25 protein-coding genes are annotated in these 23,095 nt (G+C 73.5%); 9 read left to right on the top strand and 16 right to left on the bottom strand.

From position 1 onward, the window contains the following. Nucleotides 1-11: 11 nt before the first annotated feature. Genes ACVJ1F_RS05020 through ACVJ1F_RS05005 form a run of 4 tightly spaced genes read right to left on the bottom strand, consistent with a single transcriptional unit; the run spans nt 12 to nt 2,846 of the window. Nucleotides 12-506 (bottom strand): molybdenum cofactor biosynthesis protein MoaE, encoded by a 495-nt coding sequence (locus tag ACVJ1F_RS05020; protein WP_456885036.1) that lies wholly within the window; start codon nt 504-506, stop codon nt 12-14. Continuing rightward, nucleotides 503-1,063: a MogA/MoaB family molybdenum cofactor biosynthesis protein gene (locus ACVJ1F_RS05015; RefSeq protein WP_456885034.1), complete on the bottom strand. Its 561-nt coding sequence runs from the start codon at nt 1,061-1,063 to the stop codon at nt 503-505. Before ACVJ1F_RS05015 ends, ACVJ1F_RS05020 begins: the two co-directional genes overlap by 4 nt. Then, the gene (gene moaC, locus ACVJ1F_RS05010; RefSeq protein ID WP_456885032.1) at nt 1,060-1,572 is read right to left on the bottom strand and encodes a cyclic pyranopterin monophosphate synthase MoaC; all 513 of its coding nucleotides are present in this window, start codon (nt 1,570-1,572) and stop codon (nt 1,060-1,062) included. The genes ACVJ1F_RS05015 and moaC overlap by 4 nt, the downstream gene beginning before the upstream one ends. After that, nucleotides 1,569-2,846, bottom strand: coding sequence for a molybdopterin molybdotransferase MoeA (locus ACVJ1F_RS05005; protein ID WP_456885030.1), 1,278 nt, complete (start codon nt 2,844-2,846; stop codon nt 1,569-1,571). The genes moaC and ACVJ1F_RS05005 overlap by 4 nt, the downstream gene beginning before the upstream one ends. A gap of 38 nt (nt 2,847-2,884) precedes the next feature. Between ACVJ1F_RS05005 and ACVJ1F_RS05000 the strand changes: the two genes are divergently transcribed. The 5 genes from ACVJ1F_RS05000 to ACVJ1F_RS04980 all read left to right on the top strand — a co-directional run bounded on the left by ACVJ1F_RS05000 (nt 2,885) and on the right by ACVJ1F_RS04980 (nt 7,024). Next, nucleotides 2,885-3,799, top strand: coding sequence for an MTAP family purine nucleoside phosphorylase (locus ACVJ1F_RS05000; protein ID WP_456885029.1), 915 nt, complete (start codon nt 2,885-2,887; stop codon nt 3,797-3,799). Further along, a complete protein-coding gene (locus ACVJ1F_RS04995; RefSeq protein ID WP_233568492.1) occupies nt 3,796-4,893 on the top strand; it encodes an NAD-dependent epimerase/dehydratase family protein in 1,098 nt (365 codons plus the stop codon). Before ACVJ1F_RS05000 ends, ACVJ1F_RS04995 begins: the two co-directional genes overlap by 4 nt. 81 nt (nt 4,894-4,974) lie before the next feature. Continuing rightward, entirely contained in the window at nt 4,975-5,643 is a 669-nt protein-coding gene (locus ACVJ1F_RS04990) for a glycosyltransferase family 2 protein (protein WP_056048859.1), read from the top strand. Then, a complete protein-coding gene (locus tag ACVJ1F_RS04985) occupies nt 5,640-6,326 on the top strand; it encodes a TIGR04282 family arsenosugar biosynthesis glycosyltransferase (protein WP_456885026.1) in 687 nt (228 codons plus the stop codon). The genes ACVJ1F_RS04990 and ACVJ1F_RS04985 overlap by 4 nt, the downstream gene beginning before the upstream one ends. Next, nucleotides 6,323-7,024, top strand: a complete 702-nt coding sequence (locus ACVJ1F_RS04980) for a class I SAM-dependent methyltransferase (RefSeq protein WP_456885024.1) — start codon at nt 6,323-6,325, stop codon at nt 7,022-7,024. Before ACVJ1F_RS04985 ends, ACVJ1F_RS04980 begins: the two co-directional genes overlap by 4 nt. Here ACVJ1F_RS04980 and ACVJ1F_RS04975 read toward each other — a convergent pair. Next, nucleotides 6,973-7,479: a hypothetical protein gene (locus tag ACVJ1F_RS04975; protein WP_456885023.1), complete on the bottom strand. Its 507-nt coding sequence runs from the start codon at nt 7,477-7,479 to the stop codon at nt 6,973-6,975. The two genes, ACVJ1F_RS04980 and ACVJ1F_RS04975, sit on opposite strands and share 52 nt — an antisense overlap. After that, nucleotides 7,476-8,834 carry a molybdopterin-dependent oxidoreductase gene (locus tag ACVJ1F_RS04970; protein ID WP_456885021.1) on the bottom strand — a complete coding sequence of 453 codons (1,359 nt, stop codon included), beginning with the start codon at nt 8,832-8,834 and terminating at the stop codon, nt 7,476-7,478. The genes ACVJ1F_RS04975 and ACVJ1F_RS04970 overlap by 4 nt, the downstream gene beginning before the upstream one ends. A 75-nt stretch (nt 8,835-8,909) precedes the next feature. On the opposite strand from ACVJ1F_RS04970, the gene ACVJ1F_RS04965 reads away from it, so the two are divergent. Continuing rightward, nucleotides 8,910-10,379, top strand: a complete 1,470-nt coding sequence (locus ACVJ1F_RS04965; protein WP_456885019.1) for a glycosyltransferase 87 family protein — start codon at nt 8,910-8,912, stop codon at nt 10,377-10,379. Here ACVJ1F_RS04965 and ACVJ1F_RS04960 read toward each other — a convergent pair. The 4 genes from ACVJ1F_RS04960 to ACVJ1F_RS04945 are packed head-to-tail and all read right to left on the bottom strand — an operon-like array spanning nt 10,367 to nt 13,465. Beyond that, on the bottom strand, nt 10,367-11,425 hold the full coding sequence (locus ACVJ1F_RS04960) for a sulfate/molybdate ABC transporter ATP-binding protein (protein WP_456885018.1): 1,059 nt from the start codon (nt 11,423-11,425) through the stop codon (nt 10,367-10,369). The two genes, ACVJ1F_RS04965 and ACVJ1F_RS04960, sit on opposite strands and share 13 nt — an antisense overlap. Further along, a complete protein-coding gene (locus tag ACVJ1F_RS04955) occupies nt 11,422-12,246 on the bottom strand; it encodes an ABC transporter permease (protein WP_456885016.1) in 825 nt (274 codons plus the stop codon). Before ACVJ1F_RS04955 ends, ACVJ1F_RS04960 begins: the two co-directional genes overlap by 4 nt. Then, on the bottom strand, nt 12,243-13,058 hold the full coding sequence (gene modA / locus ACVJ1F_RS04950; protein ID WP_456885014.1) for a molybdate ABC transporter substrate-binding protein: 816 nt from the start codon (nt 13,056-13,058) through the stop codon (nt 12,243-12,245). Before modA ends, ACVJ1F_RS04955 begins: the two co-directional genes overlap by 4 nt. Nucleotides 13,059-13,060: 2 nt before the next feature. After that, nucleotides 13,061-13,465: a TOBE domain-containing protein gene (locus tag ACVJ1F_RS04945; RefSeq protein ID WP_056048887.1), complete on the bottom strand. Its 405-nt coding sequence runs from the start codon at nt 13,463-13,465 to the stop codon at nt 13,061-13,063. A gap of 158 nt (nt 13,466-13,623) precedes the next feature. Here ACVJ1F_RS04945 and moaA point away from each other — a divergent pair, with 158 nt between their 5' ends. Further along, complete coding sequence (moaA, locus tag ACVJ1F_RS04940; protein WP_123571616.1) at nt 13,624-14,718, top strand: GTP 3',8-cyclase MoaA; 1,095 nt, start codon at nt 13,624-13,626, stop codon at nt 14,716-14,718. Nucleotide 14,719: 1 nt separating this feature from the next. After that, nucleotides 14,720-15,037: a MoaD/ThiS family protein gene (locus ACVJ1F_RS04935; RefSeq protein WP_123571617.1), complete on the top strand. Its 318-nt coding sequence runs from the start codon at nt 14,720-14,722 to the stop codon at nt 15,035-15,037. 8 nt (nt 15,038-15,045) lie between these two features. Here the strand turns inward: ACVJ1F_RS04935 and ACVJ1F_RS04930 are convergent, their stop codons facing one another. Further along, the gene (locus ACVJ1F_RS04930; protein WP_456885011.1) at nt 15,046-16,299 is read right to left on the bottom strand and encodes a ThiF family adenylyltransferase; all 1,254 of its coding nucleotides are present in this window, start codon (nt 16,297-16,299) and stop codon (nt 15,046-15,048) included. Nucleotides 16,300-16,330: 31 nt separating this feature from the next. Between ACVJ1F_RS04930 and ACVJ1F_RS04925 the strand changes: the two genes are divergently transcribed. Next, nucleotides 16,331-17,998: a glycosyltransferase family 39 protein gene (locus ACVJ1F_RS04925; protein ID WP_456885009.1), complete on the top strand. Its 1,668-nt coding sequence runs from the start codon at nt 16,331-16,333 to the stop codon at nt 17,996-17,998. A gap of 73 nt (nt 17,999-18,071) precedes the next feature. On the opposite strand, the gene ACVJ1F_RS04920 is transcribed toward ACVJ1F_RS04925, so the two are convergent. The 5 genes from ACVJ1F_RS04920 to metG are packed head-to-tail and all read right to left on the bottom strand — an operon-like array spanning nt 18,072 to nt 23,092. Continuing rightward, the gene (locus tag ACVJ1F_RS04920; RefSeq protein ID WP_456885007.1) at nt 18,072-19,010 is read right to left on the bottom strand and encodes a 4-(cytidine 5'-diphospho)-2-C-methyl-D-erythritol kinase; all 939 of its coding nucleotides are present in this window, start codon (nt 19,008-19,010) and stop codon (nt 18,072-18,074) included. 13 nt (nt 19,011-19,023) lie between these two features. Further along, nucleotides 19,024-19,644, bottom strand: coding sequence for a hypothetical protein (locus tag ACVJ1F_RS04915; RefSeq protein WP_456885005.1), 621 nt, complete (start codon nt 19,642-19,644; stop codon nt 19,024-19,026). Between the two features lie 3 nt (nt 19,645-19,647). Then, nucleotides 19,648-20,550, bottom strand: coding sequence for a 16S rRNA (adenine(1518)-N(6)/adenine(1519)-N(6))-dimethyltransferase RsmA (gene rsmA / locus ACVJ1F_RS04910; RefSeq protein ID WP_456885003.1), 903 nt, complete (start codon nt 20,548-20,550; stop codon nt 19,648-19,650). Further along, nucleotides 20,550-21,527 (bottom strand): TatD family hydrolase, encoded by a 978-nt coding sequence (locus ACVJ1F_RS04905; RefSeq protein ID WP_082460596.1) that lies wholly within the window; start codon nt 21,525-21,527, stop codon nt 20,550-20,552. The genes rsmA and ACVJ1F_RS04905 overlap by 1 nt, the downstream gene beginning before the upstream one ends. After that, nucleotides 21,524-23,092: a methionine--tRNA ligase gene (gene metG / locus ACVJ1F_RS04900; protein ID WP_456885001.1), complete on the bottom strand. Its 1,569-nt coding sequence runs from the start codon at nt 23,090-23,092 to the stop codon at nt 21,524-21,526. Before metG ends, ACVJ1F_RS04905 begins: the two co-directional genes overlap by 4 nt. Nucleotides 23,093-23,095: the final 3 nt, after the last annotated feature.

Below are 23,095 nucleotides of genomic sequence, written 5' to 3'. Positions count from 1 at the left end.
CGCGACCGGGGTCAGCCCAGCGACGCCACCCACTCGTCCGAGCCGTCGGTGAACTCCTGGCGCTTCCAGATCGGGGTGCGGGCCTTGACCTCGTCGACGAGCGCGGCGCAGGCCGCGAACGCCTCGGCGCGGTGAGCCGACGCCACCGCGCAGGCCAGCGCGACGTCGCCCACGACGAGGTCGCCGTAGCGGTGCTCGACCGCGATCGCGACCTCGGGGTGCGCCTCGGCCACGGCGACCGCGACCTCGTGGATCACCTCGGTCGCCGTCGGATGCGCCTCGTAGTGCAGCGCCTCGACCCCCCGCCCCTCGTCGTGGTCGCGGACGACGCCCTCGAACATCACGACCGCCCCGGAGGCGCGGCTCGCCACGAGCGCGGAGCACTCGGCCACCGACACGGTCACGTCGACGACGCGGGCGAGCAGCACGCGCTCGGAGGCGGGAGGCGCGGCGGGTGGCCCGGCTGACGCAGCGCCGAGGAGGAGGGTCGGATCGTCGGCGGTCATGCGGCCCCCTCGGGACTGGGATGGCGGTTCTGGGCGTGGTCGACCCCGTGCAACTGGTCGACCACGTGGTCGAGGACGTCCTCGAGGACGGCGAGCCCGTCGCGCACCCCGCCACGTGAGCCGGGCAGGTTGACGACGAAGGTGCCGCCGGCCACGCCCGCGAGCCCCCGGGAGAGGACGGCCAGGGGCGTCGAGGCCGCACCCCTGCGCCGGAGTTCTTCGGCGATGCCGGGCAGTTCGCGGTCGAGCAGCGGCAGGGTCATCTCGGGCGTCGCGTCGGTCGGCGACACCCCGGTGCCGCCGGTGGTGACGACGGCGTCGACGCCCCACTCGAGGGCGGCCTCGAGCACCGCGCCGACCGGTTCGCCGTCGGCCACGACGACGGGCCCCTCGACCAGCCACCCCCGCGCGACGAACCAGTCGCGGATGACCGGACCGGTCGTGTCGTCGGCGGTGCCGGCGGCGGCCCGGGTGGAGGCCACGACGACGACGGCCCGGCGCCGGGCGGTCTCGTCGGCTGGGGTCACGTCGGCCGTCTCGTCCGGGGCGCCGCTCATCGTGACCAGTCCCCCGACTTGCCGCCCTGCTTGTCGAGCACCTTGATCTCGCCGATCACGGCGAGCGCGTCGACCGCCTTGATCATGTCGAAGAGGGTCAGGGCCGCGACGGACGCCGCGGTCAGGGCTTCCATCTCGACCCCGGTGACGCCCCGGGTCGAGACGCGGGCGATCACTGTGACCTGCGCCTCCGTGTACTCGAAGTCGACGGTGATCGCGCCGAGCGGCAGCGGGTGGCACAGCGGGATGAGCGTCGGCGTCTGCTTGGCCGCCAGGATGCCGGCGATGCGGGCGGTGCCGAGGGCCTCGCCCTTGGGCAGCGATCCGTCGACCAGTCGCGCGACGACGTCGGGCCGGGTGGTCAGCACGGCCTGGGCGGTGGCGATCCGCTTCGTCTCGGACTTGCCGGTCACGTCGACCATGTGCGCGGTGCCGTCCTCGCGCACGTGCGAGAGCGGGGCGTCGGTCGGCACGTCGGTCGGCGGCACGTCGGGCGGGGTCGGGGTCATCGGTCGGCCTTCTCGTGGGGAGCGGGGTCGTCGAGCGCCCAGACCTCGACCCGGTCGTCCGCGTCGACGCGGTCGACCCCGACGGGGATCGAGACGAGCACGGTGGCCTCGGCGTGGGCGGCGAGCAGGTGCGAGCTCGGCCCGCCGACGAGGTGGGCGCGCCCGTCGACGTCGACCCGGCCGCGACGCAGCTGGTGCTTGCCGACCGGCGAGTCCACGGGGTGCGCCATCGGCACGGTCCAGCGCCGTCGGGGCAGGCCGACGCCGGTGACGCCCTGCAGGGCGGGGCGCAGGAAGGCCTCGAACGACACGAGCGAGCTGACGGGGTTGCCGGGGAAGCAGACGACGGGCAGCTCTCGGTCGTGCACGCGGATCGTCCCCCAGCCCTGCGGCCCGCCCGGTTGCATGGCGACCGGACCGAACGTGACGCCGGCACCCTCGAAGGCGTCGCGGACGACCTCGTAGGCACCCGCGCTGACCCCGCCGCTCGTGAGCACGAGGTCGACCTCGTCGGCGTGGCGGGCGACGACGGCGAGCAGGGCGGCCGCGTCGTCGGTCACCCGGGCGGAGGTGACGACGACGCCGACCTCGGCGAGTGCCGCGGCCAGGGCGACGCCGTTCGCGTCGTGGATCTGGCCGGGCCCGAGCGGGGCACCGGGTGCGGCGAGCTCTTCGCCGGTCGACACCAGCAGGAGGCGCGGGCGGCTCCGTACCTCGACAGCGTCGATCCCGGAGGCGGCGAGCACGCCCCACCGCGCGGGCGTCAGTCGCGTCCCGGCCGCGAAGAGCACGGAACCCGCGGCGACGTCGCTGCCCGCGGCGCGGACGAAGGCCCCGGCGGCGACGCCCGGCGGCACCTCGACGACGGCCTCGACGCCCACGGGAGGGAAGGCGTCCGGCGAGACCTTCTCGATGGGCACGATCGCGTCGGCACCGGCGGGGACGGCCGCGCCGGTCATGATCGGGGCCGCGGCGCCGGAGACCAGGTCGGGGGCGGCCCGCCCGGCGGGGATGCGCGCCGCGACCCGGAGGCTGGTGGGGCCGTCGGGGTCGAGCCCGGCGGTCGAGACGGCGTAGCCGTCCATCTGCGAGTTGGCGAACGGCGGCAGGTCGATCGGGGCGACGACGTCGGCGGCGAGGACGCGGTCGCGGTACCGGTCGGAGCGCGAGGCGAGCGCCTCGGGGCTCACCACCAACGCGTCGACCGGACGGGCCCGCACGGCCGCCTCGACGACGGCCGTGACCTCGGCGAGGTGGGTCTCGATGGTGCGCACGCGGTTCCTCTCGGGCGATCGTCAGTAGCGTATCGGGGGTGACCGACCCCGCGACCGAGCCCGACGTCCCCCAGCCCACCCGCGCCTCCTCGGGGCCGCCGCCCGTCGACGTCGCCGTCATCGGCGGATCGGGGCTGTACTCGCTCTTCGCCGAGGGCGAGGCGACCCGGCACGTCGTCGAGACGCCCTACGGCCCGACCTCGAGCGAGGTGACGATCGGCGAGTTGGGCGGCAAGCGCGTGGCCTTCCTCACCCGGCACGGCGCGGGCCACGCGGTGGCGCCGCATCTGATCGACTACCGGGCGAACGTGTGGGCACTGGCGTCGCTCGGCGCGAAGGCCATCGTGTCGTCGTCGGCGGTCGGCGGGGTCAGCCCCGACGTCGCCCCCGGCACCATGGTCGTGACCGACCAGTTCATCGACCGCACCTGGGGACGACGCGACACGTTCTTCGACGTCGAGGGGCAGGTTCAGCACCTGATCGCCGCCGACCCGTTCGACCCCGTGCTCCGGGCCGCCGCGATCGCGGCCCTCGAGGCGCAGGGGGAGCCGTTCTCCCCGACCGGCACCTGCGTGGTGATCCAGGGGCCGCGGTTCTCGACCCGGGCCGAGTCGCTGTGGTTCCGGGCCGCGGGCGCGCACACGGTCAACATGACGATGTACCCCGAGATCCCGCTCACCCTCGAACTCGGCATGGGAGCCGTCAACCTCTCGTACGTGACCGACAGCGACGCCGGCCTGGCCCCGGCCGAGGGCGACGCACCCGACGCCGACGCCGTGAGCGCCTCGCTCGTCTTCGAACGGCTCGCGGCCGCCCAACCGCGCATCGTCGCGGCCATCGAGTCGATCGTCGCCGCGATGCCCGGCGACTACTCGCCCCGCGAGCTGATGCCGCCCGGGGCGGTGGCCGAGGTGCTCGCCCGGCCCGTCTCGGATCGGAAGGCCGCGCGGTGAGCGCGACCGGCGCCTCCTCGTCCACCGACGGCCCGGGCCTGCTGCTCGTCACCGGCGGGGCCGGCTTCATCGGGTCGGCGATCGTCGACCTCGCCCTCGACCGCGGCTGGCGCGTGCGCGTGCTCGACTCCCTGCGGGCCGACGTGCACGGCGGCGAGCCGACCGTCGACCCGCGCGTCGACTTCGTGCACGGCGACGTGCGGGACGCCGAGACCGTCGACCGGGCACTCGCGGGCGTCGACGCGGTCTGTCACCAGGCGGCCAAGGTCGGGCTCGGCGTGGACTTCCAGGACGCGCCCGACTACGTCTCGTCGAACGAGCTCGGCACGGCCGTCGTGCTCGCGGCGATGGACCGCGCCGGCGTCGACCGCCTCGTCGTCGCCTCGTCGATGGTCGTCTACGGCGAGGGCAGCTACCGCACCTCGACCGGTGCGACCGAACGCCCGGCACCCCGCCGCATCGCCGACCTCGACGCGGGCGTCTTCGACCCGCGTGACGAGGCGGGCGAACTGCTCGAGCCGCAACTGATCGGCGAGGAGGCCCCGCTCGACCCCCGCAACGTCTACGCCATCACGAAGCTGACTCAGGAGCACCTGTCGACCTCGTGGGCGCGCAGCACCGGCGGTCGGGCCGCCGCCCTGCGCTACCACAACGTCTACGGCCCGGGCATGCCGCAGAACACGCCCTACGCCGGCGTGGCCTCGCTCTTCCGCTCCGCCCTCGAACGCGGCGAGGCTCCGCGCGTGTTCGAGGACGGCGCCCAGCGTCGCGACTTCGTCCACGTCCGCGACATCGCGTCCGCCAACCTCGCGGCCCTCGAGTGGACCGCGGATCAGCCGACCGACACGTTCCGCGCGTTCAACGTCGGCAGCGGGACGGTGCACACGATCGGCGAGATGGCGGAGGCCCTGGCGCGCGAGGCCGGCGGACCGACGCCCGTCGTCACCGGCGAGTACCGCGCGGGCGACGTGCGGCACGTGACGGCGTCGTCGGCGCGGCTGCAGGGCGAGCTGGGCTGGCGACCGAGCGTGACCTTCGAGCAGGGCATGCACGAGTTCGCCACGGCCCCGCTGCGCGCCGCGGTCGTCCGCTAGGCGGGCGGTGCCGCCCCCCGTTCGGGTGCGCACCGCCCGCTCCCATCACCTTCATGGGATCGCATCCGTACAGTCGAGAGGATGAGCAGCCCCCGAGTCGACGTCGTGCTTCCCTGTCTCGACGAAGAAGGCGCGTTGCCCTGGGTCCTCGGCCGCCTGCCCGAGGGCTGGCACGCGATCGTCGTCGACAACGGCTCGACCGACGACTCCGCCCGCGTCGCCGCCGAGCACGGCGCGACCGTGGTGCAGGAGGCGCGGCGCGGTTTCGGCAGCGCCGCCCACGCCGGTCTCGAGGCCGCCACGGCCGACTACGTCGCGTTCTGCGACGCCGACGCGTCGATGGACCCCGCCGACCTCGTCGCCCTCGCCGCCCCCGTGATGGCCGGTGACGCCGATCTCGTCCTCGGCCGCCGGCGCCCGACGACCCGGGGCGCCTGGCCGGTGCACGCCCGCATCGCCAACCTCGCCCTCTCGCACCTCATGCGGCGGGCCAGCGGCGTCGCCCTGCACGACCTCGGCCCCATGCGCGTCGCGCGGCGCCGGGCACTGCTCGACCTCGACCTGAAGGACCGCCGCAGCGGCTACCCGCTCGAGATGGTGCTGCGCGCGAGCGAGGCCGGCTGGCGGATCGTCGAACAGGACGCGCCCTACTCGCCCCGGGTCGGCCGCAGCAAGGTGACCGGCACCATCCGCGGCACGTCCGTCGCGATCAAGGACATGTCCCGACTCCTGAGGGAGGTCGGCCGATGACGACCCTCGTGGTGATCGCGAAGGAGACGATCCCGGGCAAGGTCAAGACGCGCCTGCACCCCCCGCTCAGCCTCGAGCAGGCCGCCGACGTCGCGGCCGCCGCGATCCAGGACACCCTCGACGTCGTCCGTCGGCTGCCCGCCACGCGTCGCGTGTTGTTGTTCGACGGCAACCGCAGGCCCGTCGGCTCCGAAGACTTCGATGTGATCCCTCAGATCGGTGGCGACCTCGACGCACGCCTCGGCGCCCTCTTCGACGAGGTCGACGGGAAGACCGTGCTGATCGGCATGGACACCCCCCAGGTCACGGTCGAGGCCCTCGCCCCCGTCTTCGACGCGTGGACCGACGACGTCGACGCCTGGTTCGGCCCGGCGAACGACGGCGGGTTCTGGGCCCTGGGCCTCTCCCGGCCGACCGGCGACCTGCTGCGCGGCGTGCCGATGTCGCGTGACGACACGGGTGCCCACCAGCTCCGCCGACTCGCCGACGCCGGCCTGACGGTGCGCATGCTGCCCGAGCTCGTCGACGTCGACACGATCGACGACGCCCGCCTCGTCGCGGCCACCGCGCCCCACAGCCGCTTCGCCGCCGCCCTGCGGCACGCCGAGGCGCACCCCACGACCACCACCACGAACGGCGTCGCCCGCACGACCGATCCCGCCACCGAAGGGGTCACCTCATGACCATCGCCCCCGAACAGCCCGCCACCTTCGGATCAGGAGGCGCGGAGCCGTACGCGCGCGCCCTGCGCCACGAGGGGCTCCTGCAACTCGTCCGGGCGGCCGGCGGTGCCGGACGCCCCGCGTCTCCCCCCGAGGCCGGCGACGACGAGGCGTTCGACGTCGCGCGGTGGAGCGCCGACGCCGACGCGGCCGACCTCACCACCCTCGACGGCGAGACCGGCCCCGTGCTCGACATCGGCTGCGGGCCGGCCCGCATGGTGCGCGCCGCCGTGGACCGCGGCCTGACCGTCCTGGGTCTGGACGTCTCGCCCACGGCCGTCGCGATGGCCCGCGAGGCCGGTCTGCCCGTGGTCGGCGGGTCGGTCTTCGACCCGCTGCCCCGCGAGGGCCAGTGGAACCTCGCGCTGCTGCTGGACGGCAACGTCGGCATCGGCGGCGACCCGACGGCGCTGCTGACCCGCTGCGCCGAGATCCTCACCGCGACCGGTTCGGTCGTCGTCGAGACCGCCCCCGAGGCGTCGCTCGACGACAGCTACGAGGCCCACGTGGTCGACGACCAGGGTCACGCCAGCGCGACCTTCCCCTGGGCGGAGGTCGGCCGCGAGGCCCTGCACCGCCACGCTCGACGCGCGGGCCTGCGGGTCGCTCAGACCTGGTCGGTCGACGGACGCACCTTCTGCCGCCTGCGCGCCAGGTAGAGCGCGACCGCAGCGGCCGTCAGCGCCGCGATGACGAGCCACAGCACGGCCAGGCGGAGGCCGTAGTCGAACGGCAGCACGGTGTCGTTCTTCGGCCCCTTCGCCTTCGCCACGATCTCGGGCACGACGACGAGCGAGAAGATCGCCCCGACGACGACCGCGCCCTGCACGATCCAGAGGACCGCGGGCCGGATGCGGCGTCCGGTCCGCCGCACGAGCAGCGAGACCGCGGCGACCACGGGGGCGAGCACGGCGTCGTGCACGACGACCGAACCGGCCAGCCAGAGCAGCAGTCCGCCGTACCGGTTCGGGGAGACGGTGTCGGTGAGCACCCAGCCGCCGAGGCCGACGAGGGCCACGCCGAGGGCGATCAGCACCCCGCGCACGACGCGGACGGTGCGCGACGTGCCCGCGCCTCCTGCGCTCGACGCGGCCGAGGGCACCCGGGCGCTCACGAGAGCACCTCGATGGAGCTGAGCCACTTGGTCTGCAGCACGCCGGGTCGGCCCGGGGCGATCATGCGCGCCGGGTAGCCGTGGTCGATGCTGAGCGGCTCGCCGTTCAGCTCGAGGGCGACGAGGGTGCGCGGGTCGGAGGCGTACTCGGGGCCCATCTCGGTCACGCGGTAGCCACCCTTCTCTTCGAGGCTGGTGAGCCGGAGGCGCTGGTCGGTCGGGGCGCCGGCAGCCGCCAGCAGGTCGACGAGGCGGACGCCGCGCCAGGCGCCGGTCTGGCTCCAGCCCTCGACGCAGGCGATCGGCAGGCGTTCGTCGGCCCCGTCGAACCCGCGCAGCGCGTCGAGCGTGAACGAGGTCGCGACGCCGCCCACCAGGACGTCGAGCCGCCAGTCGGGGTCCATGGCCGTCTCGAGCACCCGGGCGGCGGCGGCCGTGCGGTTGATCGGCAGGTCGTTCGGGCCGAGCCCGCGCTGCCGGGGGCCGAAGGCGTTGAGGGGTGACAGCGGGGCGAAGGACTGCCCGGCCGTGAGCGCGACGACTCCCCCGGTGGCGACGCCGGCGGCGGTGAAGAAGCCGCGGCGGGACACCCGGGCGCGGCCCGGTTCGCGGTCGACCTCGTGTGCGGAGTCGATCCAGCGGAGGACGCGTCCGGTGAGGCCGCGGGCGGGCGCAGGAGGCGCGGCGTGCGGATCACGGTCGCGTCGCGTCCCGTCGGCGTCGCGCACGGCACGGAAGCGGGCGAGCTCGGCGGTCGCCTCGCTCTCGGCCACGAACGCGGCGCGGGCCTCGTCGAGCTCGGACGACGGCTCGACGAAGCGCCTCTCGGCGTCGTAGCTGTCCCGCGCCCGCCAGTAGCGGGTGATGAGCGGCAGCTTGACGGCGATGTGGATCGCGAGCGAGCCGATGATGACGAACGACAGCGCGAAGTGCACCTGCTTGAACGGGAAGGGCCACGGGTAGTACTGGTACGTGTTCAGCAGGCCGGTGACGAGCTGGAGGATCGACGTCGCCACGAACAGGGCGATGGAGGCGCGCTCGAGCACGTCGACCGGGTGCTTGATCGGCGGGTGCTGGAAGAGCTGCGGGAACACCGAGTGCAGCTTGACCAGCAGCAGGGGGATGCAGGCGATGCCCGCGGTGATGTGGACGCCCTGGCTCACCTGGTAGAGCCAGACGGGACTCGTCGGGAACCGCATCCCGTCGAGCGGCTCCTGCAGGAAGTGGCTGTAGAGCCCGGTCAGCAGGCAGATGACGAACGCGGCGCCGAGGAGGCGACCGAAGACGGTCGCCGACCGGGCGTTGCGGTTCGGCGAAGAGGCGGCGCGGCGCGCCTCGTACAACAGGCGCCTCATGGTGTCGGTCGTCTCATGTGGCTCATCATCTCCGATGTGCACGACTCCCAGGGCCGATTCGGCCAGACTGGGGGCGTGCGTACTGTGTTCGCGGCCGTGGCCGTCCTCGGATTGGCCGGGGCGATCGCCTGGGGCGTCGTGAACGTCGGGTTCCTGATGAAAGACCTGCGGACCGACTTCGTCGTCTGGACCGCCGTGTGCTGGGCGTTGTTCGCCCTGGCGGTTCTGCTGCTGCGCCGGGTGCCCGTGCACCACGTCACCGCTCTCGTCGTCGCGGGCACGGCCCTGGTCGGCGGGGCGGGCCTGACCGGCGTCCCCAACACGAGCACCGACCCGGCGCGCTACGCCTGGGACGGCATCGTGCAGACCGCCGGCGTCTCGCCGTACGAGTACACGCCCGACGCGGGCGAGTTGCGCGATCTGCGGCCGGCCTGGATCTTCCCCGAGTCGACGCCGTTCACCCGCGACGACGGCACGATCGGCGAGCGCTGCGGCGAACCCGACCGCCAGGTCCACCGTGCCTACGACAGCCAGACGGGCGACGTCGTCTGCACGCTGATCAACCGGCCCGACGTGCCGACCATCTACCCGCCGATGGCCGAACTGTACTTCTGGGCGGTGTCCGCCGTGGTCGGCCCCGACGCCGGGTTCTTCCCGCTGCAGGCGATGGGCTTCGTGCTCGTGCTGGGCACGACCGTCGCCCTGCTGGCGACCCTGCGCCGGCGGGGTCTCGACCCCCGCTGGGCCGCGCTGTGGGGCTGGTGCCCGCTCGTGGTCGGCGAGGGCGTCACGAACTCGCACGTCGACCTCCTGGGTGCCGTGCTCGTGGTCGCCGCGTCGTTGCTCGTCGCCACCGGTCGGCGCTTCCGCGGCGGCATCGCGCTCGGAGCCGCCATCGCGACCAAGTTGATCCCGGTGATCGCGGCACCCGCCCTGCTGCGCGGGCAGCCCTGGAAGGTGATCGGCGCCTCCGTCGTCACCTTCGCCGTGCTCTACGTGCCCTACGTCGCGATGACCGGGTGGGGCGTGCTCGGGTACCTGCCGGGCTACCTGACCGAAGAGGGCTACGAGGACGGCTCGCGCTTCGTGTTCCTGTCGGCCTTCATGCCGGACGCGTGGACGACACCGGTCGCCGTGCTGATCGTCGGTGTCACGGCGGTGCTCGTGTGGGTGAAGACCCCGGCTCACGACCCGTGGCTCGGCCAGCTCGTGATGATCGGCGTGACGCTCGTGGCGGTGAGCCCCCGCTACCCCTGGTACGCCCTGCTGCTGGTGCCGTTCGTCGCGCTGACCGGGCGGGTCGAGTGGCTGGCGATCCCGCTCGCGCTGCTCGTGCGCCAGCTCGAGCCGGGCATGGCGCTGCAGCGGGCGTCGCTCGCCTCGGCCGTGCTCGTCATCCTGCTCGTGACGCTCTGGCGGGCCGGCCCCGGGTTCACGGACCGGTTGCTCGACGCCGTCGGGGGCGACGTCGACCGGCTGCGTCGGGTCGTCGGCCTCCGACGGTCCGCCCCCTCGTCGAGCCCCGGGCCCGCTCAGACCAGGTAGGCGACGGCGTCTCCGGCGTCGAAGGAGAACCGGACGGCACTGCCCGGCACGAGGTCGAGGCCGGCGACCACGCCGGGCGGGACGTCGGCCGACACGTCGCCGGCCCGGACCCGGACGACGTCCCCGCGGGGTTCGAGGTCCGTGACGACGACGTCGAGGACGTTCTCGGACGACGTCGGACCCGAGGGGGTCCCGGTCGTCACGCGCACGGCGCTCGGCCGCACGGCCACCGCGGCCGCGGCGCCCGCCGGGAGCCCGTCGGCGGACCGGGCGGTCAGCAGGGTGCCGTCCTCCAGCCGGACGCCTCCCCCGCGGGCCGTGCCGGTCAGCAGGTCGAGCCCCGCGAGCCCCGCGGCGAACGGCGTGGTCGGACGGTCGAGGACGGCGCGCGTGGGGCCGGCGTCGACGACCCGGCCGCCGTCGAGCACGACGACCCGGTCGGCCAGCGTGTAGGCGTCGAGGACGTCGTGCGTGACGATCACCGCCGTGCGGTCGGCGAGGACGTCGCGCAGGGTCCGTCGCAGGGCGGGCGCGACCGACACGTCGAGAGCGGCCATCGGCTCGTCGAGCAGCAACAGGCCGGGGTCGGCGGCCAGGGCACGGGCGACGGCGATCCGCTGCGCCTGTCCGCCCGAGAGCTGCGCCGGACGCCGCTCGGCGAGTCCCGTGGCGTCGACCCGGTCGAGCCAGTCGCGGGCTCGGCGGCCGGCCTCGCGTCGAGGCACCCCGGTGCTGCGCGGACCGAAGGCGACGTTGTCGAGCGCACTGAGGTGCGGGAAGAGCAGGGCGTCCTGGGCGAGCATCGAGACGCCGCGCTCGTGCGGGCGCAGCGAGGGTCCGCGCCCGCGGCCGTCGACGTCGAACAGCACGCGGTCGCCCAGGCGGGCCGTGCCGTGGTCGGGTCGCAGGAGGCCGGCCACCAGGGACAGCAACGTCGACTTGCCGGCCCCGTTCGGGCCGAGGACGGCCACCGTCTCTCCGTCGGCCACCTCCAGCTCGACGTCGAAGCCGCGGTCCTCGACGACCGCCGCGAACTCGAGCGTCACGACCCGCGCCTCCGGGTGGCGACGCCGGTCGCCCCGCCCACCCGATGGGCGAGGGCGACGACGACGACCGCCACGAGGACGAGCACGAGCGACAGCGCCACGGCGGCGTCGGGGTCGGTCTCGCGTTGCAGGTAGATCTCGAGCGGAAGGGTCCGCGTGACGCCCTGCAAGGAGCCCGCGAAGGTCAGCGTCGCGCCGAACTCGCCGAGGGCCCGCGCGAACGACAACACGGCGCCCGAGACGAGGGCGGGCAGCACGAGCGGCAGCGTGACCCGCCGCAGCACGGTCGTGGGCCGGGCACCCAGGGTCGCCGCGACGGCCTCGTAGCGCGTGCCCACCGTGCGGAGGGCGCCCTCGAGGCTCAGCACCAGGAAGGGCAGGGCGACGAAGGTCTGGGCCAGCACGACCGCCGTGGTCGAGAACGCGATCGTCACGCCGAGCGCGTCGAACGCCTGACCGAGCAGGCCGCGGCGCCCGAAGGTGTAGAGCAACGCGATGCCTCCGACGACGGGCGGGAGCACCAACGGCAGCAGCACGAGCGACCGCAGCACCCTCTGGCCCCGGAACCCGGTGCGGGCCAGCACGACCGCCATCGGGACGCCGAGCACGACGCAGAGGAGGGTCGCCGTGACCGACGTGCGGAGGCTGAGCCAGAACGCGGCGACCGACGACTCGGAGGTGACCAGCGGCACGAACTCGGCCCAGTCGACCCTCGACACCATGGCGACGAGGGGCAGCAGGACGAAGGCCGCCCCCAGGGCCGCGACGACCGCGATCCACACCGGGACGCCGGCGTAGGCACGGTGCGGGGCGGGCGTCACGGCGCGCCGAAGCCGGCATCCCGCAGCACGCCCTGCCCGACCTCGCCGGTGACGAAGGCGACGAACGCCGCGGCCACCGCCGGGTTCGCCGTGTCGGCCACAGGGGCGATCGGATAGGTGTTGACGGCCTGGTCGGCCTCGGGGAACTCGATGCCCACCACGCTGTCGCCGGCGGCCTCGACGTCCGTGACGTAGACCAGCCCGGCGTCGGCCTCCCCCGAGGTGACCTTGCCCAGCACGTCGGTGACCGAGGACTCCTCGCTGACCGGCGAGATCGTGACGCCGGTGGCCCGCTCGACCGCGACCGTCGCCGCACCGCAGGGCACCTGGGCCGCGCAGACCACGGTCGTCACGTCGGACTTCCCGAGGTCGGCGAAGCCCGTGACGTCGGCGGGGTTCGACGGCGGCACGGCGATGGTGAGGACGTTCGCGGCGAAGTCCTCCGAGGCCGACGGGTCGACGAGTCCGGCGTCGGTCAGCTTCGCCATGTTCTTCTCGTCGGCCGAGGCGAAGACGTCGGCCGGGGCTCCCTCGGTGATCTGCGTCACCAGGTCGGACGAGCCCGCGAAGGTCAGGTCGACGGTCGTGCCCGGGTTCGCCTTCTCGAACTCGTCGGCGAGCTCGGTGAACGTCGTCGTCAACGAGGCGGCGGCGTAGACGGTGATCGACCCCTCGAGGGTCGGGTCGGAGGCCGTCGGTGTCGCGCTGGTCGCCGTGTCGACGGTCGCGCCCGAGCACCCCGTCAGGGCGAGGGCCGTCGCCACCGCGAGGGCTCCGACGAGCGCCGTGACGACGCGGGGGGTCCGTCTCATGGTCAGGCCTTCCCGCCGGGCGTCTCGATGATGACCGTCGTGGCCTTCACGACCGCGATGGCCACCGAACCGGGTTCGAGGCCCAGCTCGCGGACGGCTTCGCTGCTCATCAGCGAGACGATGCGGTGGGGGCCGCACTGCAGCTCGACCTGGGCCATGACCCGGTCGGCGGTGATCTCGGTCACGACGCCCACCAGGCGGTTGCGTGCCGACCGCCCCACCTCGGACGGGTCGGCGGGCAGCACGGCGTTCTTCCGGGCGAGCGTCGCGAGCGCGAGCCCGTCGACCACGCCGCGCCCGGCGTCGTCCTTCTCGCTCTCGAGCAGGCCGAGGTCGATCCAGCGTCGCACGGTGTCGTCGCTCACGCCGAGGAACGCCGCCGCGTCCTTGATCCGTATCTGCGTCATGCATGCGAGCCTAGTTCCGAATGTGCGGTCGCACAGCCGCAGGGAGTGGCCCCGGACGAGCCTGCAGGGCGGGGTGTCGTGCACGGCGGAGCCGGAGGAGGCGCGGGTCGCCTCGCGCGGACACCCCACGTTCGGCCCCGCGGGCTTAACCTCGACGGATGACCGTCTCGCTCGGACTGCCCACCATGCCCGGCCGGGCCCCCGCCGACGACCTGCTGCCCGCGCGGCCGTCGAGCGACGCCGCTCCGGGACTGCTCGACCGCTTCGGCCGGACCGCGACCGACCTGCGGGTCTCGCTGACCGACAAGTGCAACCTGCGCTGCACCTACTGCATGCCGGCCGAGGGCCTGCCGGCCCTGCCCCGTGAGCAGGCGCTCGACGCCGACGAGATCGTGCGCCTGGTCGGCATCGGCGTGCGCGACCTCGGCGTCCGGCAGGTGCGGTTCACCGGGGGCGAGCCACTGCTGCGTGCCGACCTCATCGACATCGTGCGACGGGTCGCCGCGATCGACCCGCGGCCCGAGGTGTCGCTGACGACGAACGCCATCGGCCTGGCGCACCGCGCCCAGGCCCTGGCCGACGCCGGGCTCGACCGGGTCAACGTGTCGCTCGACTCGCTGCACGCCGAGACGTTCATGAAGGTCTCGCGTCGTCCGTTCCTCGACAAGGTGCTCGCCGGCGTCGACGCCGCGGCGGCGGCCGGCCTCACCCCGGTCAAGATCAACGCCGTCCTGCTGCCCGGCATCAACGACCACGAGGCGCCCGACCTGCTCGCCTGGGCGCTGCGCGGCGGCCACGAGCTGCGGTTCATCGAGCAGATGCCGTTGGACGCCGACCGCAGCTGGGACCGCGCCTCCTTCGTCACGTCACGCGACATCCACTCGCTGATCGCGACGCGCTTCGACCTCAGCCCCGCCGACGTCGAGCGCGACGGAGCACCCGCCGAGCTGTTCGACGCCGTCGGCCGCGGCGACGACGCCGGACTGGCCGGGCGGGTCGGCATCATCGCCTCGGTCAGCGAACCGTTCTGCGCCGACTGCCGGCGCACCCGGATGACCGCCGAGGGCGGCATCCGCAGCTGCCTCTTCAGCGGCGGCGAGACCGGCCTGCGCGACCTGCTGCGCAGCGGGGCGAGCGACCTCGAACTGGCCGACGCCTGGCGCGGTGCCATGTGGGCCAAGCCCTCGGGCCACGGCATCGACGACCCGGACTTCGTGCAGCCGGAACGCACCATGAGCGCCATCGGAGGCTGAGATGACGACCACGAACCCCGCCCCCACCGTCGACGGAGCCGCCTCGGCCCCCGTCTCGGCGACGCTGCGGTTCTTCGCCGCCGCCCGCACCGCCGTGGGCCGCGACGACCAGCGCGTCGAGGTGCCCGCGGGCGAACGCCCGACCATCGGGCGCCTGCTCACCGAGGTCCGCCCGGTCGAGGGTGTGTCGGCCGCGGACTTCCGCGACGTGCTGCTGCGCTGCTCGTTCCTCGTCGACGGCCTGACCACGCGGGACCGCGAGCAGCTCGTCCCCGACGGCGCGGTGATCGACGTCATGCCGCCGTTCGCCGGCGGCTGAACGCCCGCCTACGGCCGCGTGGGTGCCCCCTGCGCGAGCTGCCACCCGAGCATGCCGCCGTGCAGCACCGACACGTCGAAGCCCTCGCCCGCCAGCAGGTCGGCCGCGGCGCGGGCCCGCGGCCCTCGGGCGCAGTAGACGACCACCCGCTGCGCCGGATCGAGCTCGGGCCGCTGGCGGGTGCGCGTGCCGTACCCGGGAGCCTGTACGTCACCGGAGATGTGGGCGAAGTCGTGCTCGTCGACCTCGCGCACGTCGAGCAGCGTGAAGTCGGCGTCGCCCGTCGCTCGCGCCCCGAGCAGGGTCGTCAGCTCGGCCGCGTCGACGTCGGGGCCGACGCGGCGACCACGGGCGGCGGGCGCGTCGGCGGTGGTCGCCTGGCCTTCGGGCACCGAGGACGAGGAGGCGCGGCGCGCGTCGTTCACCGTCGCCCGGGCCTCGGCCCGGTGCGGGGCGCGGGCCAACCGGCTCTCCCGCCAGGTGCCGCCGAGGGCGTCGACGGTCACGACCCGGCCGAGCAGCGGATCGCCGAGACCGGTCAGCAGCTTCACGACCTCGCCGGCCATGCCCGCGCCCACCGTCCCGCACAGCGGCCCCAGCACCCCGACGTCGGCGCAGGACTCGTCCCAGCCCGAGGCGGGCGGGGCAGGGTGCAGGTCGCGGTAGTCGACCGCCCGGCCGTCCGGGGCGTCGTCCCAGAAGACGCTGAACTGTCCGTCCCAGCGGTTGACGCTGCCCCAGACGACCGGCAGACCGCGCTCGGCCGCGGCGTCGGCCACGAGGTAGCAGGTGTCGAACGAGTCGCTGCCGTCCACCACGAGGTCGTAGTCGTCGAGCAGGTCGGCGGTGCGGTCGCTCAGTCGGACGGGGTGGGCGACGACGGTCACGTCCGGGTTGGCGGCACGCACCCAGTCGGCGGCGGCGCGGGCCTTCGGGAAGCCCAGCTGGTCGGGGCGGAAGAGCACCTGCCGTTGTAGGTTCGACAGATCGACGGCGTCGTCGTCGACGATTCCCAGGGTTCCCACACCCGAGGCTGCGAGATATTGGATGACCGGCGCGCCCAGCCCGCCGGCCCCGACCACCAGCACCCTCGACGCCGCCAGGCGCCCCTGGGAGCCCAGACCGAACCCCGGCAGGCGCACGCTTCGCGAGTAGCGTTCGCCCTCGACGGGGTCGCCGCCGTGTCCACCGTCGCGCACGCCGGCACCGTGCACGCCACCGTCGTGCACGGCCGCCCCGCGCGCGTCACCCCCGTGTCGCACGCGAGATCCTCCGAGAGGGGGAAGAGACGACATGACGAACCTCCTGCATCCGGCCGACGGTCGATCGACCGCGCCCACTGTATCCACGACGCCCGGGACCGGCCGCAGCACGGCCCTCACGCGCCTCCGGCACTGGCGTCATCTCGACGCCGTGCTCGTCGGCCTGCTCGCCGCCGTGCTGTCGGGCGCCTTCCTCTGGGTGCCGTCCGTCTGGTACGACGAGGCCGCGACGGTCATCTCGGCGACGCGCAGCTGGGGCCAGCTCTGGCAGATGGTCCAGACCGTCGACCTGGTGCACGCCACGTACTACGCGTTCATGCACCTGTGGTTCGACGTCTTCCCGTACTCGCCGATCTCGCTCCGGGTGCCCAGCGCGATCGTCACGGGGCTCGCCGCCGCGTTCACGGTCGTGCTCGCCCGCACCCTGGCCGACCGCCGGACGGCCGTCGTGGCGGGCCTCCTGTTCTGCCTGATCCCCCGCGTGACCTGGATGGGCGGCGAGGGCCGTTCGTACGCCTTCTCGGCGATGTTCGCCGTCGCCCTGACCCTCGTCCTCGTCACCGCCTCGCGCCGGACCGCCCAGGTCGGCGAGACCCGCACCCGGGCCTCGGCCGTCCGCTGGTGGGTCGCCTACGCCGTGCTCGCCGTCGTCTCGGTTCTCTTCTTCCTGTACGTCGCCTTCGTCGTGGTGGGGCACGGCGTCACCATGCTGGTGCAGTGGCGACGCGAGCGACGGCTCCGCGCCTCCTCGGGGCCGGTGACGACGTCGCGGGACGCCGTGGCGTCGACCTCGCTCGTCGGCGTACCGCACGGAGCACGCGGTTCGTTCCTCGGCTGGTTCGCCGGTGCGGCCGTGGCCGGACTCGCGAGCCTGCCCGTCGTGTACTTCACGTCCGAGCAGAGCGGCCAGGTCGGCTGGCTCGACCGGCCGAGCTTCGCGACGATCGACCAGGTGCTGACGACGCAGTGGTTCTACCAGAACGACCGTTTCGCCGTCTTCGGCTGGATGCTGGTGCTCGCCAGCCTGGTCGTCGTGGTCGCCGGTCTCGTGCCCCGTGCCCGGGGACTGGCCGAGGTCGTCCTGCCCTGGATGATCGTGCCCACCGTCGGCCTCGTGGGCGTCTCGCTCGTGACCGAGCCGCTCTACTCGCCCCGCTACCTGACCTTCGGCACCCCGGCCGTCGCGATCATGATGGCCGTCGCGGTGGCCGCCGTCCCCTGGCGGCGGGTGATCGCCCTCGTCCTGCTGGTCGCCGTGGTGCTCACCGCCCCGACCTACGAACGTCAGCGTCAGCCCGAGGCGAAGGACTCGGCCGCGTGGAACCAGGTCGCCGACCTCGTCAGCGAGCAACAGGCCCTCGAACCGGCCGGGACGGCCGAGGGCGTCGTCTTCGGCCCCGTGCGTCGACACCCGAAGGCCACGTCGCGCATCATCGAGAACACGTACCCCGCGGCGTTCGAGGGGATGTCGGACTTCACGCTCGAGACCCCCGCGGCCGAGACCGGAGGGCTGTGGGAGGTCCAGCACCCGCTCGAGGACGTCATCGACCGCACCGACGACCTCGACGTCGTCTGGCTGATCACGAGCGACAAGCAGGACTGGCGGCCCCGGGTCACCGCGGACCTCGCCGCCAAGGGCTTCCACGTCGCCGACGAGTGGCACCTCACCCGCACGAACGTGCTCAAGTACGAGCGCTGAGCCTGCGAGACCCCGGGACGTCGCCGAGCCCCCGCGCGCGTACGGGGGCTCGGCTACGTCCCGGGGCCCTGGCCTAGTCGGTGACGACGCGGGCGCCGTGGACCGGGCCCGTGGCACGGACGACCGTGAGGCGGGCGGCGCTCAGCGCGATCTGCAGCTCGAGAGCGCCGTCGAGGTCGGGTGCGAGGAACGCCACCGTCGGGCCGGAGCCCGACACGATGCCGGCGAGGGCCCCGTTGCCCTCACCGAGCTCGAGGACGTCGGCCAGGCCCGGCTGGAGGTGCAGGGCGGGCGCCTGGAGGTCGTTGTGCATGGCGTCCGCGAGCATGCCCGGGTCGCCCGCCCGGAGTGCCTGCAGGACGCCGGTGTCGACGACGGGGTGCCGCACCGAGCGGATCTCGCCCTGGTGCCGCAGACGGTGCGCGTCGAGTTCGTCGTAGACGCGCGGGGTCGAGAGGCCGACGTCGGCCACGGCCAGGACCCACTGGAACTGCCCCTTCGCCAGGGCCGGGCTGAGCTCGTCGCCGCGACCGGTACCGATCGCGGTGCCTCCGGCGAAGGCGAACGGGACGTCGGCACCGAGTCGGGCCGAGAGCCGCAGGAGTTCGTCACGACCGACGCCGGTGCCCCAGAGCGTGTCGCACGCGAGCAGCGTCGCGGCGGCGTCGGCCGATCCGCCCCCCATGCCGCCGGCCACGGGCACCGCCTTGTCGACGGTCAGGGCGACGCCGCCCGTGTAGCCGGTCGTCTCGGCCAGCAGGCGGGCGGCCTTGATCGCCAGGTTGGACCCGTCGGTCGGCACGCCCGACACGTCGATGGACGGGCCACCCGCGACGCTGACGGTGAAGTCGTCGGCGCGACGCGCGCGCACGTCCTCGTAGAGGGAGACGGCCTGGTAGGCGGTCGCGAGGTCGTGGTAACCGTCGTCCTGCAGGTCGCCGACGGCGAGGAAGACGTTGATCTTGCCCGGCGCACGCGTGTGGACCACGGTCGGGGCGGCCACGGACGTCATGCGTCCAACCTAGTCAGTTCTGGCGATCACTCATGACGCCGAACGCCCGCGTCAACCCCTCTTTCACGGGCTGCACCCGTTCGGGCAGGCGCAGGCTGCCCTGCGTCAACGACACCGAGCACTTCGGACCGGCGGTCGACACCACCTGGAGGCGCAGCGTGTCCCCGTGCGCGAGGGTCCAGTCGGCGGTCGGACGCGTCGCGGACCGGGCGACGACCTCGGGCGGGCCGCCGGCGTACCGGGCGAACCGGTCGACGGCGAGGTCGAACAGTTCGAGCGGTGCACCCCTCAGGCTGCGGCCGACGGTGACCGCGTAGCTGCCGTCGGGCTGACGCCCCGGCGGCTCGACGCCGCGTTCTTGTTCGTAGCGCACCGTGATCCCCTCGGCCCACCACGGCACGACCTCGAACTCGTCGACCAGGAGGCGCGAGATCTGCTCGTGGGACAGTCGCGCCGCCCCCGCGGCGTCGAGCAGCGCGAACCACTCGGCCGCACTGCGTCCGGTGCCCGACCCGAGCCGGGCGTCACTGAGCCGCTGCTCACCGTGCCCGCGCTCGTCGCCGCCACCGGCACCGTCCCTGCCCCGGGCCCTGCCGGACGGCGCGCCGTCGGGACCGTTCTTGCGTCGGGGCACGGCTCAGCCGGCCTCGCCCTCGTCGGCGTGCAGCACGGCGGCGACGGACGCCCCGGCGAGGGCGTCGACGTCGCTGACCCGGGCCACGGCGAGGAAGTCGTCGACGGTGAGCTGCTCGCCCCGCTGCGTCGGGGCGAGTCCGGCACGCTCGAGGGCCTCGGAGGCGGCGGCGGACGACCCGTAGAGGGAGGACAGCGACTGGCGCAGCATCTTGCGTCGCTGTTGGAACGCGGCATCGACGAGGGCGAAGGTCGCCCGACGCTCGAGCTCGCTGCCGCGGGCCGGCTTGCGGTCGAACGCGACGAGGATGCTGTCGACGTTCGGCACGGGCCAGAACACCTGGCGGCTGACCTGGCCCGCGGCCCGGAACTCGCCGTACCACGCCGCCTTGATGCTCGGCCCGCCGTACACCTTCGAGCCGGGCTCGGCGGTAAGGCGCAGACCGACCTCGGACTGCACCATGACGAGCCCGTGCTCGAGCCCGTCGAAGTGCTCGAGGAAGTGCAGGAGCACCGGCACGCTGACGTTGTACGGCAGGTTCGCCACGAGGTGGGTGGGTTCGTCGGGCAGGGTCGTCACGCACAAGGCGTCGTCGACGACGACGGTGAGGTCGGCCGCCGGCTGCAGCTGCGCGACGGTCTTCGGCAGCTGTTCGGCGAGGCGCTTGTCGATCTCGACGGCCACCACCTTGGCACCCGCCTCGAGCAGGCCGAGGGTCAGGGAGCCGAGCCCGGGGCCGATCTCGACGACGGTCATGCCCGCCGAGACACCCGACGCGGCGACGATGCGACGCACGGTGTTGGCGTCGTGGACGAAGTTCTGCCCGAGCTTCTTGGTCGGCTGCACGCCGAGGAGGTCGGCGAGGTCACGGATCTCGGCGGGGCCGAGCAGGGTGGCGCGCGACATCAGCCCTCGACCGTCACGGGCTCGCTGTCCCAGCTGCCGTAGACCAGTTCGGTCGTCGACGAGATCTGGGCCGCGAGCATGGACACGTCGGTGCCGATCGTCTCGGCCATCGACCGCAGCGTGAAGGGGATCAGGTACGGCGCGTTGGGGCGACCGCGGTAGGGCACCGGCGTCAGGTAGGGCGCGTCGGTCTCGACCATGATCAGGTTGCGCGGCAACTGCACGAGGGCGTCGCGCAGGGGCTGGGCGTTCTTGAACGTCACCGTGCCGGCGAAGGACGCGTACCAGCCGTTCTCGGCGAGGATGCTCGCCAGCTCGGGCCCGCCGCTGAAGCAGTGGAAGACGGTGCGTTCGGGAGCGCCCACCTCGAGCAGCAGGTCGACCACGTCGTCGTGGGCGTCGCGGTCGTGGATCTGCAGGGCCAGGCCGTGGCGCTTGGCGATCTCGATGTGGCCGCGGAACGCCTCGAGCTGGGCCGCCCGACCGTCGTCGCCGGTGCGGAAGAAGTCGAGCCCGGTCTCGCCGACGGCGCGCACGCGCGGCCTCGCGGCGAGCCCGTCCAGTTCGGACAGCGCCTCGTCGAGGGTGCCCGCGGCCGCGAGGGCCGGGGCCTCGTTCGGGTGGATGGCGACGGCGGCGAGCACCCGGGGCTCGCGGCTGGCGATCTCGGCCGACCAGCGGGACGTCTCGAGGTCGGTGCCGACCTGCACCACGCCGCGCACGCCCACGGACGAGGCCCGGTCGAGGTGCTCGCGGTAGTCGAGGGGGCCGTCGCCGTCGTCTCCGACGCCGTCGGCGATCTCGAGGTGCGTGTGGTTGTCGTAGACCGGCACGACGAGGGGCTGGGGAGGCGCGGGGTAGGTCAGGTCGCGCTTCTGGCCGTCCGCGCCCGACGAGCGGTGGCGGACGTGCGTCGCCGGGACTCCGTCGGCCGGCCCGGAGGTCGCGCCGCCGCCACCGGACGTGTCGTCGCTCATGCTGCGGGCTCGGGCTGTTCGATGCGCGGGAAGAGACCGGCGGCGAGCGGCTGGACGTCGGGAGCGCTCGACCACTCGGCCGCACGATCGACGGGCTGGCTGGTCAGCTCGCCCTGCCCGATCGACTGCCACAGGGTGTGCGTGGCCGTCGGGATGAACGGCGACAGCAGCACGGTGAGGGTGCCGAGACCCCGCAGGGCGGTGGCGAGGACGGTCGCCAGGCGCTCGCGCTGCGACTCGTCCTTCGCGATGGCCCAGGGCTCTTGCTCGGTGATGTACCCGTTCAGCTGGTCGACCAGTTGCCAGATGGACGCGAGCGCCTCGTTGATGGCGAACCGGTCGATCGCCGCGTCGGCCTCGGCCGTGACCCGCAGTTCGGTCTCGCGGACGGCCAGGTCGGCCTCGGTGAGGTCGCCGGCGACGGGCACGGTGCCGTCGAAGTAGCGGGTGATCATGGCCACGACGCGCGAGGCCAGGTTGCCGAACCCGTTGGCCAACTCGGCCTGGTAGCGGGCCGCGATGTCTTCCCAGCTGAAGTTGCCGTCCTGACCGAAGGTGATGGCGCGCATGAAGTAGTACCGGAACGCGTCGGCACCGAAGACGTCGGTGATCTGCTGCGGGGCGATGCCCGTGAGCTTCGACTTCGACATCTTCTCGCCGCCGACCAGCAGCCAGCCGTGGCCGAAGACGTTCTTGGGGACGGGCAGCCCGGCCGCCATGAGCATCGCGGGCCAGATGACGGCGTGGAACCTCACGATGTCCTTGCCGACGAGCTGCACGGCCGGCCAGCGACGCCGGAACTCGTCGTCGTCGACGCCGTAGCCGATGGCCGTGACGTAGTTGAGCAGGGCGTCGAACCACACGTAGACGACGTGCTTCTCGTCCCAGGGCACCTTGACGCCCCAGTCGAAGCTCTGCCGCGAGATCGACAGGTCGCGCAGACCCTGCTTGACGAACGAGACGACCTCGTTGCGCACCGAGTCGGGCTGCACGAAGTCGGGCTGGGCCTCGTAGAGGTCGAGCAGTCGCTGCTCGAAGTCGCTCATGCGGAAGAAGTAGTTGCTCTCTTGCAGCACCTCGACCGGGATGCTGTGGATGGCGCAGACCTGCTCGCCCTCGTAGGCGCCGGTGCCGGGCACCAGGTCGCTCGGCTGCTTGTACTCTTCGCAGCCGACGCAGTAGAAGCCCTCGAACTCGCCCTGGTAGATGAAGCCGTCGTCGTACAGCTTCTGCAGGAACTTCTGCACGCCGGCCTCGTGGCGGGCGTCGGTCGTGCGGATGAAGTCGTCGTTGGCGATGTCGACGGTCTCGAGCAGGGGCTTCCAGGACTCGGTGACGAGCTTGTCGGCCCACTCCTGAGGGGTCACGCCGTGGCTCGTGGCGGTGCGCAGGATCTTCTGACCGTGTTCGTCGGTGCCGGTCAGCAGCCAGGCGTCGTCACCCCGCTGCCGGTGCCACCGGGCGAGCACGTCGGCTGCGACCTCGGTGTAGGCGTGACCGATGTGCGGCACGTCGTTGACGTAGAAGATGGGCGTTGCGATGAAGAAGGAGTCGCCGGCGGGCATGGG

It is taken from the genome of Frigoribacterium sp. 2355, assembly GCF_054060695.1.
Note: the sequence above shows the minus strand (reverse complement) of the source record. Positions and strands in the feature narration are given on the sequence as shown.